Origin of the sequence: Bacteroides sp. K03 (assembly GCF_019734355.1) — a bacterium.
Lineage (GTDB): Bacteria > Bacteroidota > Bacteroidia > Bacteroidales > Bacteroidaceae > Bacteroides > Bacteroides nordii.
Map to the genome: position 1 here is coordinate 50,519 of NZ_JAASHC010000001.1, position 17,656 is coordinate 68,174.

Annotated in this window: 10 protein-coding genes; 1 reads left to right on the forward strand and 9 read right to left on the reverse strand. The window is 43.4% G+C overall.

The genetic code is table 11. The annotated features are described in order from the left end of the window. Nucleotides 1-3 precede the first annotated feature (3 nt). Nucleotides 4-1,404, forward strand: coding sequence for a D-alanyl-D-alanine carboxypeptidase/D-alanyl-D-alanine-endopeptidase (dacB, locus tag HCG69_RS00165; RefSeq protein WP_221648339.1), 1,401 nt, complete (start codon nucleotides 4-6; stop codon nucleotides 1,402-1,404). On the opposite strand, the gene HCG69_RS00170 is transcribed toward dacB, so the two are convergent. From HCG69_RS00170 to HCG69_RS00210, 9 genes are all read right to left on the reverse strand, one after another. After that, entirely contained in the window at nucleotides 1,371-3,803 is a 2,433-nt protein-coding gene (locus HCG69_RS00170) for a glycoside hydrolase N-terminal domain-containing protein (RefSeq protein ID WP_221648340.1), read from the reverse strand. The genes dacB and HCG69_RS00170 overlap by 34 nt on opposite strands. Before the next feature lie 278 nt (nucleotides 3,804-4,081). Then, nucleotides 4,082-6,577 carry a glycosyl hydrolase family 18 protein gene (locus HCG69_RS00175; protein WP_221648341.1) on the reverse strand — a complete coding sequence of 832 codons (2,496 nt, stop codon included), beginning with the start codon at nucleotides 6,575-6,577 and terminating at the stop codon, nucleotides 4,082-4,084. 28 nt (nucleotides 6,578-6,605) lie between these two features. After that, nucleotides 6,606-7,109, reverse strand: coding sequence for a hypothetical protein (locus HCG69_RS00180; protein WP_007483069.1), 504 nt, complete (start codon nucleotides 7,107-7,109; stop codon nucleotides 6,606-6,608). Nucleotides 7,110-7,116: 7 nt separating this feature from the next. Next, the gene (locus HCG69_RS00185; protein WP_221648342.1) at nucleotides 7,117-8,544 is read right to left on the reverse strand and encodes a RagB/SusD family nutrient uptake outer membrane protein; all 1,428 of its coding nucleotides are present in this window, start codon (nucleotides 8,542-8,544) and stop codon (nucleotides 7,117-7,119) included. 11 nt (nucleotides 8,545-8,555) lie between these two features. Next, the gene (locus tag HCG69_RS00190) at nucleotides 8,556-11,861 is read right to left on the reverse strand and encodes a TonB-dependent receptor (RefSeq protein WP_221648343.1); all 3,306 of its coding nucleotides are present in this window, start codon (nucleotides 11,859-11,861) and stop codon (nucleotides 8,556-8,558) included. A gap of 156 nt (nucleotides 11,862-12,017) precedes the next feature. After that, complete coding sequence (locus HCG69_RS00195) at nucleotides 12,018-13,895, reverse strand: beta-N-acetylhexosaminidase (protein WP_221648344.1); 1,878 nt, start codon at nucleotides 13,893-13,895, stop codon at nucleotides 12,018-12,020. Beyond that, the gene (locus tag HCG69_RS00200) at nucleotides 13,892-15,763 is read right to left on the reverse strand and encodes a DUF4838 domain-containing protein (protein ID WP_221648345.1); all 1,872 of its coding nucleotides are present in this window, start codon (nucleotides 15,761-15,763) and stop codon (nucleotides 13,892-13,894) included. Before HCG69_RS00200 ends, HCG69_RS00195 begins: the two co-directional genes overlap by 4 nt. A 200-nt stretch (nucleotides 15,764-15,963) precedes the next feature. Then, nucleotides 15,964-16,932 (reverse strand): FecR family protein, encoded by a 969-nt coding sequence (locus tag HCG69_RS00205; RefSeq protein WP_122201252.1) that lies wholly within the window; start codon nucleotides 16,930-16,932, stop codon nucleotides 15,964-15,966. A gap of 90 nt (nucleotides 16,933-17,022) precedes the next feature. After that, nucleotides 17,023-17,592 carry an RNA polymerase sigma-70 factor gene (locus HCG69_RS00210; protein ID WP_195350868.1) on the reverse strand — a complete coding sequence of 190 codons (570 nt, stop codon included), beginning with the start codon at nucleotides 17,590-17,592 and terminating at the stop codon, nucleotides 17,023-17,025. Between the last annotated feature and the right edge of the window lie 64 nt (nucleotides 17,593-17,656).

Consider the following 17,656-nt stretch of genomic DNA (forward strand, 5'->3'; position numbering starts at 1 on the left):
CGTATGCAAAGAATTTTCCTATCCCTTATTTTATTCTCCTGCCTTCCGGTTTTATGGGGGCAGGAGGTTCTCTCTTCCCGTATCAACTCATTGTTGAAAACCTTGCCTGAGGGATCTGAAGTCGGTATATCTGTTTATGATCTTACTGATAAGAAGCCGCTTTATACGTATCGGGATACTAAACTTTCGCGCCCGGCATCGACTATGAAGCTGCTGACTGCTATTACTGCCCTTTCCCGTTCGGATGCCGACGAGCCGTTTCGTACCGAGGTCTGGTACAATGGAGTCATAGAGCATGATACTTTGCGTGGAGATTTGTATGTAGTAGGAGGTTTTGATCCCGAATTTGATGAACTTAGTATGGATACGCTGGTAGATGCCATCATTACTTCTCCTTTCTCCGTTATCGATGGGAGGATCTATGGAGATATTTCCATGAAAGACTCCCTCTATTGGGGGAGCGGATGGGCATGGGATGATACGCCGGAAGCTTATCAGCCTTATCTTTCTCCGTTGATGTATCACAAAGGAATGGTGACGGTAACAGCTGCTCCGGGTGCAGTTCAGGGCGATACGGCACGGGTTTCCTGCTATCCGGAGTCCTCTTATTACAGTCTCAGCAATGCAACCCGGACACGTACTCCCTCTGCCGGGAAGTTTACCGTAACCAGGGGATGGCTTGAAAATAAGAACAATATCACGGTCACAGGCAATGTAGAGGGGAGGCGTAGCGCAGATATTAATGTGTTCTCTTCACAGGACTTCTTTATGCATGCTTTTCTTGAAAAGCTCCGCAACAAAGGCATTGAGGTACCTCTAAACTATGCCTTTTCTGTTTTTACTCCCGATAGTTCATCCGTTTGCATGGCGCGTTCGGAGTGCTCTGTACAGGAGGTAGTTACCCAGATAATGAAGGAAAGCGATAACCTGAGTGCAGAGGCTTTGCTTTGTCGTCTGGGGGTACAAGCTACCGGGAAGAAGTATGTCTCGGCCAAAGAGGGCATTGCTGAGATAAAGAAGATGATAAAGCAGCTGGGACACAATCCCGACCATTATAAGATAGCCGATGGGTGTGGACTATCCAACTATGACTACCTCTCTCCTGCCCTTTTGGTCGATTTCCTTAAATTTGCCTATTCCCGTACGGATGTGTTTCAGAAACTCTACAAGGCTCTTCCCATTGCCGGAGTAGACGGAACATTGAAGTATAGAATGCAGCAAGGAAAAGCCTGTAAGAATGTTCATGCCAAGACAGGTTCCTATACAGCAATTAACGCCTTAGCAGGCTATCTGAAGGCTGCTAACGGGCATGAAATAGCCTTTGCCATTATGAATCAGAATGTACTTTCGGCAGCCAAAGCAAGAGAGTTTCAGAATAAAGTGTGTGAGGTGCTTTGTGAGTAGGGAATAAAGCTCACTCTGCCGTCTGTCTCTGACAAAGGAACGCCTTGTATTTTTACTGTCGGTCTGTCCATCTCTTGTGGGATTACAATTTCTGCCTTTGTCAGTCTCCCATATTTCCACTCAATCGTTACCTGATAGCCGTTTCTTGCCATCAATCCTTCGATTTTGCCTTCCGGCCATTCGGTAGGCAGGGCAGGCAAGAGGTGTATAAAGCCTTCGTGAGATTGTAATAACATCTCAGCAAAAAGCCCAGAAGTAGCCATTGTAGCGTCTACCTGCATATTTCCCGATTGATTGGACATCATGTTTTCGTAACCACTTTCTTTAATCATCCGGTTGAAAGTTCCGATAGCCTGATTGCCATCGTAGAGTCTGGCCCATAAAGCGGTACGCCATGCCATAGACCAGTTGCCTCCCGTGTAAGGCCATCTGTCGCCAAATTTACCTTTACCCCTCATCTCTAAAGATTTCCGGACAGCCTGGGCCAATGCAGGTGTTTGGGTGTATGATATCCTATTTCCCGGATACAAAGCATAAAGGTGGGCAAGGTGGCGATGATGATCGTGTGGGTTGTCCACATCATCTATCCATTCCTGCAATTGTCCATAGCGTCCTATCTTCAAGGGTAGTAGCTTATTTTTAGCAATGAGCAGCTTCTGGCGGAATACAGAATCTGTGTTCAGGCATTCTGCTGCTTTAATTACGTGGGTATATAGATCATATACCATTTCTATATCCTGGTAGGCGGGCATGGTAAAAAGTCTTCCTTCCGTTTGCTCGCCGTTTGTGGTAGAATATTCTACCGGAGAACCGTTTTTCATTTCAATGCCGTGTTCTGCTGATACGGAAGGGGCAATAATGAAATATCCCTGATATTCTACCATGTTTTCCAGCCAGAATTCGGCAGCTTCTTTCATAATAGGATATCCTTTTGTTCTGAGATACTCTTTATCTCCGTTGAAAGCATAATGTTCCCACAAGTGCCTGCAATGCCAGGCAGCTCCTGAAGGATAGAGTCCCCACAGGATATCATCACCGGGAACGGTGTGCCCCCATATATTTCCGGTAGAATGGCTCACCCAACCTTTCGTCCCGTAATATTCGCGGGCTGTTTGCCGTCCGGGTTCTACCAGACCTTCAATCCATTCCAGATAAGCCTCTTCACATTCCGGTAATTGGGTCGGTCCGCATCCCCAATACATCTCCTGGAGATTGATGTTGCTTTGGAAATTTCCGTTCCACGGAGCCTTTTCAAAGGTATTCCATACACCTTGCAGGGTAGAAGGTAGTGTGCCGGGGCGGGAGGCACTTATCAGCAGGTAACGGCTGAGGTTGAACCCTAAAACTTTCAGAGAGGCGTCGTCGGTAAATCCTTCCTGCAATTGTTTCACACGTACATTGGTTGGAAGTTGTTCGGAAGCCGTGTCTCCGGTAAGAGTGAATCTGACCCGATTGTACAACGTCTGATAATCGGATATATGTGTGTTTTTGACTGTCTCGTAGCCTTTTGTAATGGCTTTTGTTATTACCTTCCCGGTATTTTGTTGCGGGTTCTCTCCTTTATATAGGGGGTATACAGGAGCATATTCAGTGTCGACCGCATAGAATACAGTGGCTTCATTGGCTTTTTCTACTACAATCCGTTGATGGGCTACTTTGACACTTCCGCCTTGCTGAACAATTTTAATACGGATGGTATAGCCTAATCCATTTTCCCGGATGATCCCATTGAAAGTAAGTCCATTCTCACTTTCTATGATCTCTTCGGGCTGATAGACGAGTGAATGGGAAAGAGAGAAACTAATCTTTCCTGCTTTATCGGCCGTAAAATGAAGTGCCATCAATTTATCAGGATAACTGCAGAAATACTCACGGTTAAACTGTACACCTCCCTGTGTATATTCAACGAAACCACGGGATGTGGATAGATCGATACCGCGCAGGTAATTTTGTACGGGCTGTTTGTTTTTGCCAAAGTCAATCCACAGATTACCTACCATTGAAAAATAGCCATAGTTAGTATAATCTCCGGTCATGTAGATACGGGAGAGGGAATCGGCTTCAGCAAACCGGCGCTCTACTATTAACTGCCGGATAGTGGCTATCTTGTCCTTACCTCCTTTGATTATTCCGTAATTAAAATCGGAGGCAGCATGAGGACCTCCTGCCCAGAATGTTTTTTCAGCGATATCAAAACGTTCCTTCTCTACCTCCCCGTAAAAAGAGGCACCCATATAACCATTGCCGATATGTAAAGCCTGTTCGGACCAGCTTTGGGCCGGATAGCGAAACCATAATGTCTCATTGGGGGATAAGCATTCATTAGTTGCATACAGGCGTATTGGTAAGGTGGCAAGAAAAGCCATTATCGGGAGTAGCAGAAGAATTTTGTACCTCATAATATCTGTATTTACTGGAAATCTACCGAAGAAAAAGCGGGTGTATCAGAAGTCTTTTCACCACAGAGTAACACAGAGTTTCACAGAGTAGTATTTATCTGATGAAACGCGGATGATCGCAGATGAACACAGATTAAAAGACTGTAGTTCTTTATCATATATTTGTTTTCCTTTGCGAAAATCTGCGTTCATCTGCGTTTCAATAAAGATTTAAACTCTGTGGAACTCTGTGTTACTCTGTGGTGAGTTTTAATATCTGCCAAAAAGAGCGGAAAGGTTTACTTCTTTACAACTCTAAAGCTTGCCACTTCTGATTCACATTGAATTTTCACTATATAGCAACCGGTAGAAAGGCTGTTAAGGTGAACAGACCGTACGCCGGAAGCTAAATTTATGTTTTTCAATGCCTGTCCCATCATATTGTAAACAGTAACTGTAACATTGGCTCCGTCATTGTCTTTTAAGTTGATGAACAGTTCATCTTCTACAGCAGCAGGATAAACGGATATGTTACCATTGGACTGGTTCTTGCTGATTCCTGTTCCTTGATAGGTAGAATCGTAGAATTCGCGAATCAATCCGTATGCCTGGTCTTCCATACCTGCATCCTGACCCAATGCCCAGATACCAATACCTTTGAAGCCGCCTTTGGTAGTATAGTCATATTTTAAGCGGAGGCTCTGAAGATCCTCGGCATAAGCCACCATATTGGCACCGTCTTCGGTATACTTATAAACATTACATTTTGCTGCGTCATCCCAAGTGATATCATTGTCTTTGGCATACTTGGGTACATCACCTAAAGTAGCTGTTCCGAATTTTGATCCGTTCTTGTAGATATTGCCATAGTAGGGCCATGCGATAACAATGTCAGATGCAGGAATGTCGATATCCAGCCAGAACTGCTTGATTCTTCTTTGTGCATCGTTCAGCGGGCAAGTGAATGTTTGTCCGATGTTGTACATCATGATAGTAAGGTAGTCGGCACTTTTGAGCATTCCTTTGAAATCCCATTCATTGCTTTCATTTCCCGGATAGGTAGCAATAGAAAGTTCGAAATCCGGATTGATTTTGTCGAGCTCTTCTTTTATATATTTAGCCAGTTCATTATATTTTGCACCGTGATTGGGGACGGAGTTGTAAAACTCTTCAATATCCATATTAATACCATCCAGGTTGTATTTGTCAACAAACTTAGCTATGGCAACGGCTGCAGCACGCATCTTTTGTGAATCGCCAAACAGATCTACATAGAAAGCTGTATTTCCACCGTCACGAACATTACCGGTGATGGCAGCCAATACTTTCACACCATTTTTGTGCGCTGCGTTAATAAAGTCAATCCAGGGCCATTTCAGGTCGATACCTTTATCTTCGAAAGTGGGGGTATAACCTCCCTTGTCGATTTCAAAACCAATAGGAGCAATATGAGTGAGGCCTTTCCAGTCTACTTTGTCAATAGTGGTAACACTGAACCAGGGGAACCAGCCGAATACTATCTTATTGTTATAGTCAGTACACTTCTGTGTATAGGCTGCTGCGTCGAGCTTGTTGATTTGGCGGATTGTCATATCACCATCCGGGTCAGAAGATTCAGGAACTACATCTTTCCCGTTACTGAAGTACAGTTTGGTGATTTGCCCGTCCAGTTTATTTCCGTCAGTGGCTGTCGGTTTCAACCGGATGGCTACGATAAAGAAGTTATTTCCTACACTAAGTGGTTGTTTACCTGCATTATCTCCATCACGTAACTCCAGTTTACCGGTACCCGGGCGAAGTGCCTGGTAGTTCATTGTGAGTGATTCGTCTGTGATCTGTGCTTTGTCACCGGCATAGTACACATTGATAGTAGCAATATCAGTCAGCTTGGTTGTACCGTTCAGCGAGAAGTCCAGTCCGGTAAGTGACAGTTCGCCTGCACCAACGGTGTTTACTTTCAGAGTAAGCAATTCAATGTTGTCTTCTTTCGCATAGGCATTACCTGTCTTCTGAGAAACCATACTGCTTTCGATAGTCATTTCGCCTACTTCTTCAAAGATCTTCAGGTCGATGTTTTTTACTTCAGCTTCCGTTGCTTTAAAAGTAGCCGGATAAGCACCCTGTAAATCGGGAACATTGGTATCTGTTACATTCTGGAAATCATAATAGGCCACTAAGTTGGCTTTATCCGGGTGTGTATCGAGCACTTTATAGCTTTTCCATTTAGATATGGTTTCAAGGCTGAGAGACTTGTTCCATACTCTGACTTCATCGTAGCAGGCAAGAGAAGCACCACCCAATACGAATGGCGCGTCAATGTCACCTGTGGTAGGTTTGAAGAAAGCATTAGAGAAAGACTGGCGGATACCGTCGATATAGAGAATGATAACTCCTTCGTCGGTGCTTGATTTTGTTCCGTCATAAACTAAAGCCACATGGTGCCAGCCACTTTTCGGATAGCATCCGGCAGATGTTTGTGCATAAGCACCATCTCCGTTAGCCTGCATAACGTAGATCTGTCCATTTTTTTCTACCTGTACCTTAATACGGTTACGCTCGTCGGGTTGCTCTTTTTTGAAGATAATGAAACGATCGGCCAGCTCATCCAGGGTTATATTCACCCATGCCTCTATGGTGTAAGCTCCGGCTTTGTTGAGCTGTGTGATATCTCCGCAATCCAGATAAGCATCTCCGGCATTTACGTTCAACTTGAAACCTTTGTTACCTGTCGTCTGGGCAGATACATTGAGAATGCCTAACAAAAACAGCAGGCATAAAAACAAATTCTTTTTCATTTGGTATCTATTTTAAATTAAACAAAGTTTATTCTTCAGGACTGTTAGGGTCGTATATCTCGAATACCCCCGATTCGGTGGTAGGGCTGTCTACCACTTTGTTGTCGGTAGCAATGGCTTTTACTACCAGTCTGTATTTTCCTCCCGGTACAATCGGATCACCGTCATAATCTACATTGAATCCTTCACTGAAGCGGAAAGAACATTGGTTCTTGAACTCTTTCTGGTTAGGATCTTTCTGAGGATACGTTACCTGAAAAGCCCTGTCGGTATGTTTCATGGCCTCTTCGGCATAGAGGGTACTTTTTTCTTTGATTACCCAGAAGTTAATATTCTGTATCCGGGTGGTATCCCCTTTGAAGAAATAGGTTACTTTTATATCAGAAAGTTTACTTTCCGTACCCACATTCCATGTGCGTATGTTCCATACATACAGATAACTGTCTTTTTTTGAGAAGTCATCTTCGTTCTTGTCACAAGCAATGAATGAGAGAGTCATTAAAAGCAGAAGTAGCTTGAATGTTGATTTCATATCGCTTTTATTTTTTAGTAGTTTCATATCCTGGATTCTGTTCCAAATTTGAGTTCTTTATAATCTCTGTCTGAGGGATAGGGCAAAGGTTATGGGCTTCACTAATGTATTCACCTCCCTTTGAGTTAATCTCTTTACTGACTCTTTTTACCGTCTCTACAAGTATTCCCCAACGCACAAGATCGAATCGGCGATGCCCCTCATAGCATAATTCACGGGCACGTTCGTCACGGATAAAAGATTGAAATTGTTTGTAATCCAATTCTTCTATTTCATCTACCCCTGCCCGTTCGCGAATTTCATTGATTGCGTCATAAGCCTCTTGGGTAGGTCCTCCTTTCCATTCGTTTAATGCTTCGGCATACATGAGAAGAACGTCTGCATAGCGGAATACGGGGAAGTTCAGTCCGTCGTGGTCAAGCATTTGTTTACCGGTCCTGTCCCAGTATTTAATGATGGCGATACGGCTGTCTTTAAAAGCCTGTCCCCGCCAGGTCTTGGCCAGATTGTGTTCAAGGCGCAGGTCCCATTCATCGTATTTATCATAGAAGGAAGTAGGGGCTGAACTTCCTCCCAAACCATTGAACTTGTCCCATTCTTCTTTGCTTGGACCCAGATACCACAGCATACGGGCCGAGAAGTCGGTATAATCGGCATTGAACTGAATAGAGAAGATGTGTTCCTGCTGGTTCTCGAATGCCTGTGAGAAGATGTCGCTATAGTTGTCGAACAGTTTATATTTGTTCAAGCCCATGATTTGCTCACAGGTCTTTGCTGCATTTTCCCATTGTTCTTGCAGTAAGTACATTTTTGCCAACAGGGTAAGTGCGGTTCCTTTACTGGCTCTTGCTACGATGGCAGGGCTTTTCTCTAAGATGTCCGATACTTCAGTGAGTTCATCAATGATGAAATTTGAAAGTTCTTCCCGTGTGGCTCTCTTTATATTCTTTACCTGATCCAGCGAGGTTATTTCATCTTTCAATAAGGGCACGCCTCCCCAGTAAGTCAATGCATGATAATAGTAGAAAGCACGTAGAAAACGAGCTTCTGCCAGCAGCGAAGTACGGCGGCTCTCATCAAAGGTTGATTTCTTTATGCGGCTTATGGTTGTGTTACAAGCGCCGATTGCCTGATAAGTGGTGAGCCACCAGTCACTCCACCGGTTTTCACCGGAAGTCCATTGATAATTGGCTGAGCCACCTGCACTACCGGATATATCGGTACCTTCAAAGGCAAAGCACCATCTGTCCTGACTGTAATATCCTGTTCCATTGAGGAAACTGTAACATCCGGATACGGCAGCTTCCGCCCCATCTGCCGTTTCAAACAGTTTACCGACGCTGAGTTGTGATATAGGTGTTTTATCGAGCATGTCCAGGCACGAGCTGCAAGTAGCAGTCAGGATGCACAGTGCCATTATCTTTAGTTTTTTCATGATTCTTTTCATTATAATGTGATTTTAAAGCCAAAAGTATAAGTTCTCGCTGAGGGATAAGCGGTAAAGTCCATACCCCGTAGCACGTTGGCCGAATAGACCTTATAACCGCCTTCCGTTCCGGTATTTACCTCCGGATCGTATCCTTTGTATGAGGTGAACGTGAACAGGTTGGTACCGGTAACGTAACATTGCAGTTCCTGAATCGTCTTATTCTTTTTCCAGCTCTTAACCGGGAAGTTGTAATACAGGCTGATACTCTTTATTTTCAGATGTGAACCATCATGAATCATGTAGGTAGAAGGCTGGTATTCGTCATTGGAATAGAGTTTAGGATAATTTCCGTTGGGATTGTCGAGTGACCAGAAATTCTTTACCCGTTTGTACTGATTTACAAACCGGGGGTCGACTGTGGCATACAGGAAGTCACCTCCTGCAAGTATGTCATTTCCATACGTTCCCTGTAAAAATACACTTAGAGTGAAATTCTTGTAAGTGAACGTATTGTTGATACCTCCAAAGAAATCGGGATTCGGGTCGCCGATGGTTGTCTGGTCTTCAATGGAAACCACGCCATCCCCATTAATATCCCGGTAGATCTTTTGTCCGAGTGAAGCGTTTGGCTCATTACCGGCTTCAATCTGTGCACGTGAGCGGTAAATGCCATCCATAATATAGCCATAGAATACTCCGACGGGCTGTCCTACCTTTAACCAGGAGTAAGGATGTGTACCCAAACCCGGACGGAAAGTATATTCAAAATCTTTATCCGGTCCCATTGCTAAGACTTTATTTTTATTTGTAGAGATATTAAATTCGGTAGACCATGTGAAATCTTTTGTAGCGATATTGGTAGTACGAATCATAAGCTCTACTCCCTGGTTTGAGATTTTACCTACATTCATGAAACCATTCTTGAATCCTGAGATATAGGGGAATTCCACATCCAGTAAAAGATCTTTGGTTCTTTTAGAATAAAAGTCAAGTTCTATATTCAAACGTGAATTGAAGAAAGAAGCCTCCACACCAAAATCGAACTGGGCCGTTGTCTCCCATTTCAGTTTGTCATTACCCAGACGATCGGGGATGTATCCGATTTGCGGAATGTCGCCCAGCATCACATTTTGTTGTTTCATCAACGGTAATGTCTGGTACAGTGCAATATCCTGATTTCCGGAAAGACCATAACTGAATCTCAGTTTCAGGTTATTCAGTTTGGAAAAGCGCTTCATGAACTTCTCTTCCGAGAGTCTCCATCCCAAAGCTACGGAAGGGAAGAAAGCAAACTGGTTATCTTTGCCTAAACGGGATGAACCATCGTATCTGCCTACAAGCGAGAGCAGGTAACGATCGTGAATAGAGTAGTTGATACGTCCCAGATACGAAATGATGGCCCATTCGGAAGCAGAGCTGCCTATCTGGCGGGTTTTGGTTTCTGCATCAGAGAGGTTGTTCCAGTCCAACAGGTCATTGGTGAAGTTTTTCCCGTACAGGCTTAGCCCTTCGTTACGTCCGAATTGTAAAGTATATCCTCCCAAAACAGTCAGGTGGTGTCCTTCGGCTATCTCTTTCATATAGTTGGCTGTGTTTTCCCATAAGATAGAATAACCTTCTCCCTGATTGATCCACGCTTCACCTTTGGTTTTATTCTGCATCATGGTTGGGAGTGAACCGGGTTTGTATTCATTTGTTTTACTGGTACTGGCGTTCAATCCTAAAGAAGTTTTGAACTTCAATCCTTTTATGGCTTCCCAGTCTGCAAATATACCTGCATAGACAGTGGTCGATAATTCTTCTTTCTTACGCAGGTTAAGCTGTGCTACTACGTTGTCAATCTTGTTGCTTACCACACGTGAAGGGCTGTCTGCAGCATACGAACCGTCCTCATTATAAATAGGCATGGTCGGAGGAGTTGCCAGAGCCGAGCTTTGGTAATCAAATCCTCCCAAACTTACCAGATTGGGTTTTCTGGACGAGTGGGAAAATTGGAAATTAGCCCCGATATTTATCTTATCACCTATCTTTCTGTCCAAGTTGAGGCGGGTCTGATAACGTCTGATCCCGGATCTTTTGATGACACCCTCCTGATCGAACATACTCAATGATAAATAGTAACGGGTGTCTTTACTTCCTCCCGAAGCTGCTACCTGATAATTCTGCATCAGAGCCATTTGGAGTATTTCCTCCTGCCAGTCAGTACCTTTTTCATAGATACTGGGATTCTCAATAGAAGGTTCTTGTCCGGCAGCCACATCCTGTTGATTCAGCATTTCGGCATATTCACGCGCATTGAGCATTTCCAACCGTTTGGCAACATGCTGGATACCGACGTAGGCATTCACTGTAACATTGTTGCCACCTTCGATTCCTCTTTTAGTCGTAATGATAACAACACCATTGGCACCTCTGGCACCATAAATAGAAGTAGCTGCGGCGTCTTTCAGAATCTCTATTGATTCTATGTCATTGGGGTCAATCAGGTTCAGGTCGCCTGCACCGATAAATCCGTCTACAACATACAAAGGCTGATTACTTGCCGAAATAGAGTTACCACCACGAATCAGGATATTGGTAGCTGCACCCGGTTCACCGGAAGTGTTAGTGACGTGTACACCCGATACTTTACCGGTCAGTGCCTGATCCAGACGGATTGTAGGAACATTGTTTATATCCTTTTCTCCGATGCGGGCTACAGAACCCGTCAGGTCTCTTTTTCTCATCACACCGTAGCCGATAGCCACTACTTCATTCAGCATATGGCTATCTTCATCCAGCTGTACATTGACTACCGTTTTGTCCTTTACTCTTATATCCTTTTGTTTGTAACCGATGTAAGAGAACTGAAGTTCGGAATTCTTGTTTTTCAGCTGGATTGAGTAGTTACCGTCCATATCGGTCGTTGTACCTTCATTACCATTTTTAACCCGGATGGTAACTCCTACAAGTGGTTCGTTGGTAGTATCTGTAACTTTTCCTTTGATGATAACCGGTTTGCTTGCGGCTACCTGTTGCTGTGGAATGATGACTACTGATTTGGATTGTATGCTAAAGCTTAATCCTCTTGGAGTGAGTACCGTTTTGAGGACTTCCAACAGGTCTTTGTTTTGTACAGAAACCGTTATATCCTTCCGGTTATCCAATACTCCTTCACGGTAAGAGAAAGAGTAATCGGTTTTGTGTTCTATCTCATTAAAGAACTGCTTCAATGTGGCATTGTTAAGTGAGAGAGAGATTTTTTGCTCCTGGGCATTAATGGCGGATACGAATCCGGTCATTAACAATAGAAGCAGTATTATGCGAAATTTTCTTGTACTCATAATGATTTTAAGTATTTTATCATAAGTGATTTTCAGGTGTTTTTACTTGTTAGTCAGATGTCTCGTTTTTCTTTGTCCTTGTCCGTTCTGTAAGTAGTACACCGATTGGCTTTATTTGTAACATCTCTTTTTTTATGTTTTATAACATATTACTTTTTATTCCGTCACTCTCTTTTTCAGCTCCTCGATTGTAACATCAACCTGTCTGCCTGCTTGTACCTGTCCCTTGTAAGTGGCTACGCGAAGCATCGATGCATTTTTAGGAACAGAAAGTGTATCTGTATACATATTGGAGTAGACATCGGGGATTGTATTGTCGAATGTATAGAACAGGCTTAGGCCTTCTACTTCTGTCTTCAGTTCTATTTTCAGTTCGTTCTTTTTATCCCGGTGCGGACAGATGATCGGATCATAAATGCTACGGGCATAGTTAACTCCGGATTGGTCGAAGCGTTCAAATTGTTGTTCTACCCTGTGGACAAAGAATTTCCAGTTACGTAGCCGGGCATCGGTCCATAATGTCTCGGATATAGCTAAAGCACGGGGCCAGACCATGTATTCCACCTGACGGTAGTGAGGTACGGATTCTGTCCAAAGGTTTCCTTGTCCGCCCATTACTAAAGACGGATTTATGCTGTCGGGGATAAGCTGATATTTGTAGCAATCCTGCAGGCGAAGCATAGCATAAGTATTCGGTTCAACAGCCGGGTCTCCCTGATAGAAATCCAGGTAACAATGATCGCTCGGAGTCATAATAACCGAGTGTCCTTGGCGGGCAGCTTCCGCACCTCCCTTTATACCTCTCCATGACATTACAATTGCTTCCGGAGCTAAGCCACCTTCCAGTATCTCATCCCATCCGATGATTTGTTTCCCTTTTTTCTGAACCATGTCGGCCACCCGTTTTATAAAGTAGCTTTGCAGTTCTTCCGAATTTTTCAGATGTTCTTTTTGTTTTCGCATCCGGCATTTGGGACATTTCTCCCAAAAGCCTTTATAACATTCATCGCCTCCGATATGTATATATGGGGAAGGAAAAAGACGGGCAACTTCAGAGAATATAGAATCAAGAACTTCAAACGTCCGTTCATTGCCTGCACACAAGGAATTTTCTACTTTTGTATAAAATGTATTTCCTACATTCACATGAAAAGGGCCACCCGTACAAGAGATTTCCGGATATGCCGATAGAGCAGCCATACTGTGTCCGGGTATATCTATTTCGGGCACTATCGTAATATAGCGTTTCCGGGCATAGTCTACGACCTCCCGGATGTCTTCCGGAGTATAAAACCCTCCATAGCTCAAAGAGTCGGTAGAAAGTTGGGGTTCTCTCTCCCACCAGTTACCTACCCGGGGAGCTCTCCATGCACCGATGTTGGTCAGTTCAGGCAGTGATTTTATTTCAAGTCTCCACCCCTGATCATCGGTCAGATGCCAGTGAAACACATTATACTTGTATTCTGCCATTTGGTCTATGAACCGCTTCACTTCCTGTTTGGTAAAGAAGTGCCGGCTGACGTCAAGCATCAGCCCGCGCCATGCGAACTGAGGTTTATCGGTGATTTCCACACAATTGATGTACCATGTTTTCTGTGGCTGCACTGTTTTCGATTTTATTTCCGGAGGGAGTAGTTGAAGAACAGATTGTATGCCGTTGAATATACCATGATGCCTGTATGCACTCAGCACGAGTTTCCCGGAGGATACGGACAACTGATATCCCTCCTCTCCCAACTCTTTATAATCGCCTAATTGAAAGACGATTGTTCCGGAGTCACCAATCGGTAAAGAGAATCCGGTAGCATCACTTGTCTTTTCGTTGAAGTATTCTGCCAGGGCTACCATTGCCGGGTCAGAAGTATCTATTCCGATCGTTGTTTGTCCGGTCATACAGAAACTGCCCGGTTTGAGTTCATACGAGTTTGGCAGAGGAATAATCTGTATAGACTCGTTGGGTATGTTCTCTTCCGGGCTTTTGCAACTTACGCATCCCAGCAGGAAGAGGAACAGAAAGAGATTGATAAGTTTCATTCTTTTGCTTTTTTAGATATGTATTTTGCTTTACCTGTTTGCATATATTCCCAGACTCCTTTCACCCATGAATCCACGCGTGCTTTTTCTGCCGGACTATCTGCCAGCGATTGTGCTTTACGGATATACCCTTCCAGTTCCTTCATTACCCGGTCTGTTCCGAGGTATTCCCATGCTATTGCTTCTGTCTGGTGAAACTGTGCATCTTTAGTCTGAATGTCCAACGGATAATTTTTGGAATCACTGTATACCTGTTCTATTTTGTCATAGAAGTTGCGCATGGGGCGGGCTGCTTTACCAAAATAAGAGGTGAAGAATTCATTTAGCAGGTGGTCTATGTCTAATGTCGGATTATCATAGAGTTTCATGGTGGCATAGAAATCAAACTGCTCTCCTATTCCACAAAGGAATATACCTCGTACACCATCCCGGGCGTACATTTTTGTTTCTTCGGCCACCTGGTGGATACTGAATCCGGGAAATACGTTGAACCCCTGTACCAGTCCGCGTTCGGTTGGGAAACACAGGTAATTCCACAGATAGACGGGACGATGGCTCTTCTTGCTTTCTTCAATCCAGTCTTTGTAGAAATCAGTTTCATTCTCTTTCATCTTTGGTGCCCAATAGTTGCGTGGGTGAAGGCAGGGGGCTACCGATATGTTATCTTCCAGTTCTATATCCTCAGGCAGATAAGCATATACATGATAGGCCAGGGCGGCTATTTTTTTTCCGGGATGGGTTTTCTTTACCTCTTTAGCCACATTGTTGACGAAGGTCCACAGGTAATGGGTGGCAGTACCGCAATTGAAGTGTTCTCCCCGGATATTATCTTTATCAATAGCCAGTTGCCGGCTGCATTCTTCACATTGGCACCAGTTGGCATTGTCAAGCGGAACCACTGCAAAATAGTCTCCTAAAGCTATTTGTTCACCTTTCAGGGGCTGCCCGTCAAAATAGTCGCAGGCATCTTTGGCCACCTGTTTGATAAATGCCTGATTGGTATAACAGAATTGGCGTTCGTGAGGTCCTCCGGTACGTCCGACGGCAAAATATTCGGGATGGTAACCTTCGAAGAGTTCCGGACGATCCGGGTTCTTTTGAAGGAAACGGTCCTGATAAGCTGTGAAAGCATGATTGGCAGCCCATTTCTCTCCGCCGAACCGGATTCTTCTGAGGAATAGCTGGGTCATCTCCGGCGTAGCTTCAAAATATTGTTCTTTCATCATCGGCCAATCAAAAGAATAGCTACTGTCTCTGTATTTGATTGCAGGAGAACGCATCACTCGGGTTGGAGCCAGTTTCAGTTGCTTCTGTTTGGGGACAATCACATTTAGCGGAGCCGGACCATAGAAACGGACACCCAGATAGTTCTCAACGAAGTCATATACAGCATAACAAGTTCCTTGTGCATCATAAATAGACGGCAGCGTCAACTCTACGTTGGCCGATGAATTACCTGTCAGCTTTGAGTAGTTAATTTTTAACCGGTCTTTTGAGGGTGTTATACCGTTGTTATCGCGTCCCCCATCACTGTCAGAGTTTTCGTCCTGTCCCATCAGAACGATTGTTTCCGGAGTGATTTGTATCAGATATTCCTGTGGTTCAAAGTGTATTTTATCCGTATATTCACTGTTACCCACATAGATAATCCCGGTGGGTTTCGATGGTAATTCATTCACTATGGGTACGTGTATCCCCAATGATTGTTTTACGAAATATTGCAGTTCGTGTGCTGCAAGCAGTGCCGGTGATGAAGCATGTTTACCTGTCAGTATTACGGTTCGGCCTTCTTCTATCACAAAGGCTTTCCGCGCTGAACAAAGGATCGGCAACATCAGTAAGGCGATATACATTATTATTTTCTTCATAAGCATTTTTTGTTTAAAAAAGGGCATAGCAATGGCTTGGAGCCACCCTGAGAAGGCTCCCTGTCAATTGAATTGATTAAAATGAATTTGGATATTAAGAAACTGTTTTGATTATTTTTATCAGCTTCTTAAAAAAAGGACGGAACGGTGGAGGACGAAAGGATTTTTTTAATCGGTATTTTTCATATGCTTTTTTGTTTTTAGATTATGTATATGTCATTATTCTCTATTTTAAATTTCAGGTTATAGTGCATGCGCAATATATTCATCATTTCCTGGATGGAAATCATCTTGAATTGTCCTGTGAAGTTGTCGTTCACTAAACTTTCTTTGTCGTAGTGCATCGTTACTCCGTACCAGCGTTCTATTTTCCGGAAAACCTCTTCCAACGGTTCTGCATTGAATGCAAGTATACCTTGTTTCCAGGCCAGTTCGGTATCTCCCTCCATGATGGAGATAGTACCTTGCCGATCGCTTCTGGAATAGATAAACTTCTGTGAAGGCGTCAGATAAACAGGCTTAGACGGACAGCCCTGCATCGTCAGTTTCACTTTTCCTTCCATAAGTGCGGTTTCTACAATATTCTCATCATTGTAAACCGAGACATTAAAAGAAGTTCCCAATACCTCTACATCGAAAACGGACGTTTTCACAATGAAAGGCTTCTCCTTATTGGGAGTGACCTCAAAAAAGGCTTCTCCTTCCAGAACCACCTCTCGCAACTTACCATTAAAGTCCGGAGTATAAGTCAGTTTAGATTCACTGTTCAAATGAACAATTGTTCCATCAGGCAGTGTAATACCGGCTCGTTGTCCTTTGTTGACAGATACGATATTGGGTATCTGCTTGTAATGGTCCATTTCCTTATAGAAATAAACCGTAGAGATGATTAATACGGGTACCAGAATAGAAGCTGCAATGGTCGACGCCCGTTTGAACCAGACGCGTCTCATATCCTTCTTTATCTTTTCGTTAACCAGTCTCCGGGTCCGTTCTTTCGCAGCCCGGGGCATAACGTGGATATTCAGGTCTTTTTGCCAACACTCATTTAGCATATCCCCGACACTGTTATCAGAATCATTCTGAATCTGCTGTTGCAATTCATTATATTCTTCTTCGCTGATGCTGCCGCGAATATATTTTTCAAGTATATTATTCTGTTTCTCCATAATCAATCCTGTCCGTTTATAAGTGATACACAGAAATACGAATCATGTAACATATGTATCCTTTGTTATTAACTTTTTTTAGGTTTATCACTAACTCATAAAAAAGAGAGCGAAAGAAAAGCCGATTTTAATGAGTTCTTCTCTAAGTACTTTGAGTGCGCTACTTAATTGATTTCTGACAGATTGTTCGGAGATACCAAGTTTCAAAGCAATTTCCTGATTTGACAATCCTTCTTCTTTACTCATTTCGAATATCATCTTTTGCCGCTTACTCAGTTTATCTTTGGACTGGAGGACCTGTTCATTCAACTCATTGAAGTTAAACTCACTTTCTGTGGAGTTTTCTCCTCTTTCCGTCGCATCATCCAGTTGAGTTATGTATTCGTCATAAGAAAGCAAGGTGAGCCGGTTTCTCAAATCGTTCAGAAACTTATTTTTGGCAATCGTGAAGAGAAAAGAACGAAAAGAATATTCGGGAGATAAGTGTTCCCGCATCTGCCAGATTTTTAAAAAGACTTCCTGCACAATTTCCTCTGCCATCTCCGACGAATGTGTCAGGTTGTAAGCAAAGCCATACAATCTATCTGCATAAAGGTCATATAATTTATTAAAATCGGAGTATGAGCCCTTCTGTAAGCCTATAATGTATTTTTTATCCATATACAGAGAGTGTTTTTGATAGTACGGGCCAAAGTTATGGAAATATATTATAAAGGAAATAAAT

What these genes read in the sequence shown, in the direction of transcription:
- HCG69_RS00195 (WP_221648344.1), bottom strand. Translation starts at nt 13,895, where the DNA reads ATGAAACTTATCAATCTCTTTCTGTTCCTCTTCCTGCTGGGATGCGTA.
- HCG69_RS00170 (WP_221648340.1), bottom strand. Translation starts at nt 3,803, where the DNA reads ATGAGGTACAAAATTCTTCTGCTACTCCCGATAATGGCTTTTCTTGCC.
- HCG69_RS00175 (WP_221648341.1), bottom strand. Translation starts at nt 6,577, where the DNA reads ATGAAAAAGAATTTGTTTTTATGCCTGCTGTTTTTGTTAGGCATTCTC.
- HCG69_RS00200 (WP_221648345.1), bottom strand. Translation starts at nt 15,763, where the DNA reads ATGAAGAAAATAATAATGTATATCGCCTTACTGATGTTGCCGATCCTT.
- HCG69_RS00210 (WP_195350868.1), bottom strand. Translation starts at nt 17,592, where the DNA reads ATGGATAAAAAATACATTATAGGCTTACAGAAGGGCTCATACTCCGAT.
- HCG69_RS00180 (WP_007483069.1), bottom strand. Translation starts at nt 7,109, where the DNA reads ATGAAATCAACATTCAAGCTACTTCTGCTTTTAATGACTCTCTCATTC.
- dacB (WP_221648339.1), top strand. Translation starts at nt 4, where the DNA reads ATGCAAAGAATTTTCCTATCCCTTATTTTATTCTCCTGCCTTCCGGTT.
- HCG69_RS00190 (WP_221648343.1), bottom strand. Translation starts at nt 11,861, where the DNA reads ATGAGTACAAGAAAATTTCGCATAATACTGCTTCTATTGTTAATGACC.
- HCG69_RS00185 (WP_221648342.1), bottom strand. Translation starts at nt 8,544, where the DNA reads ATGAAAAAACTAAAGATAATGGCACTGTGCATCCTGACTGCTACTTGC.
- HCG69_RS00205 (WP_122201252.1), bottom strand. Translation starts at nt 16,932, where the DNA reads ATGGAGAAACAGAATAATATACTTGAAAAATATATTCGCGGCAGCATC.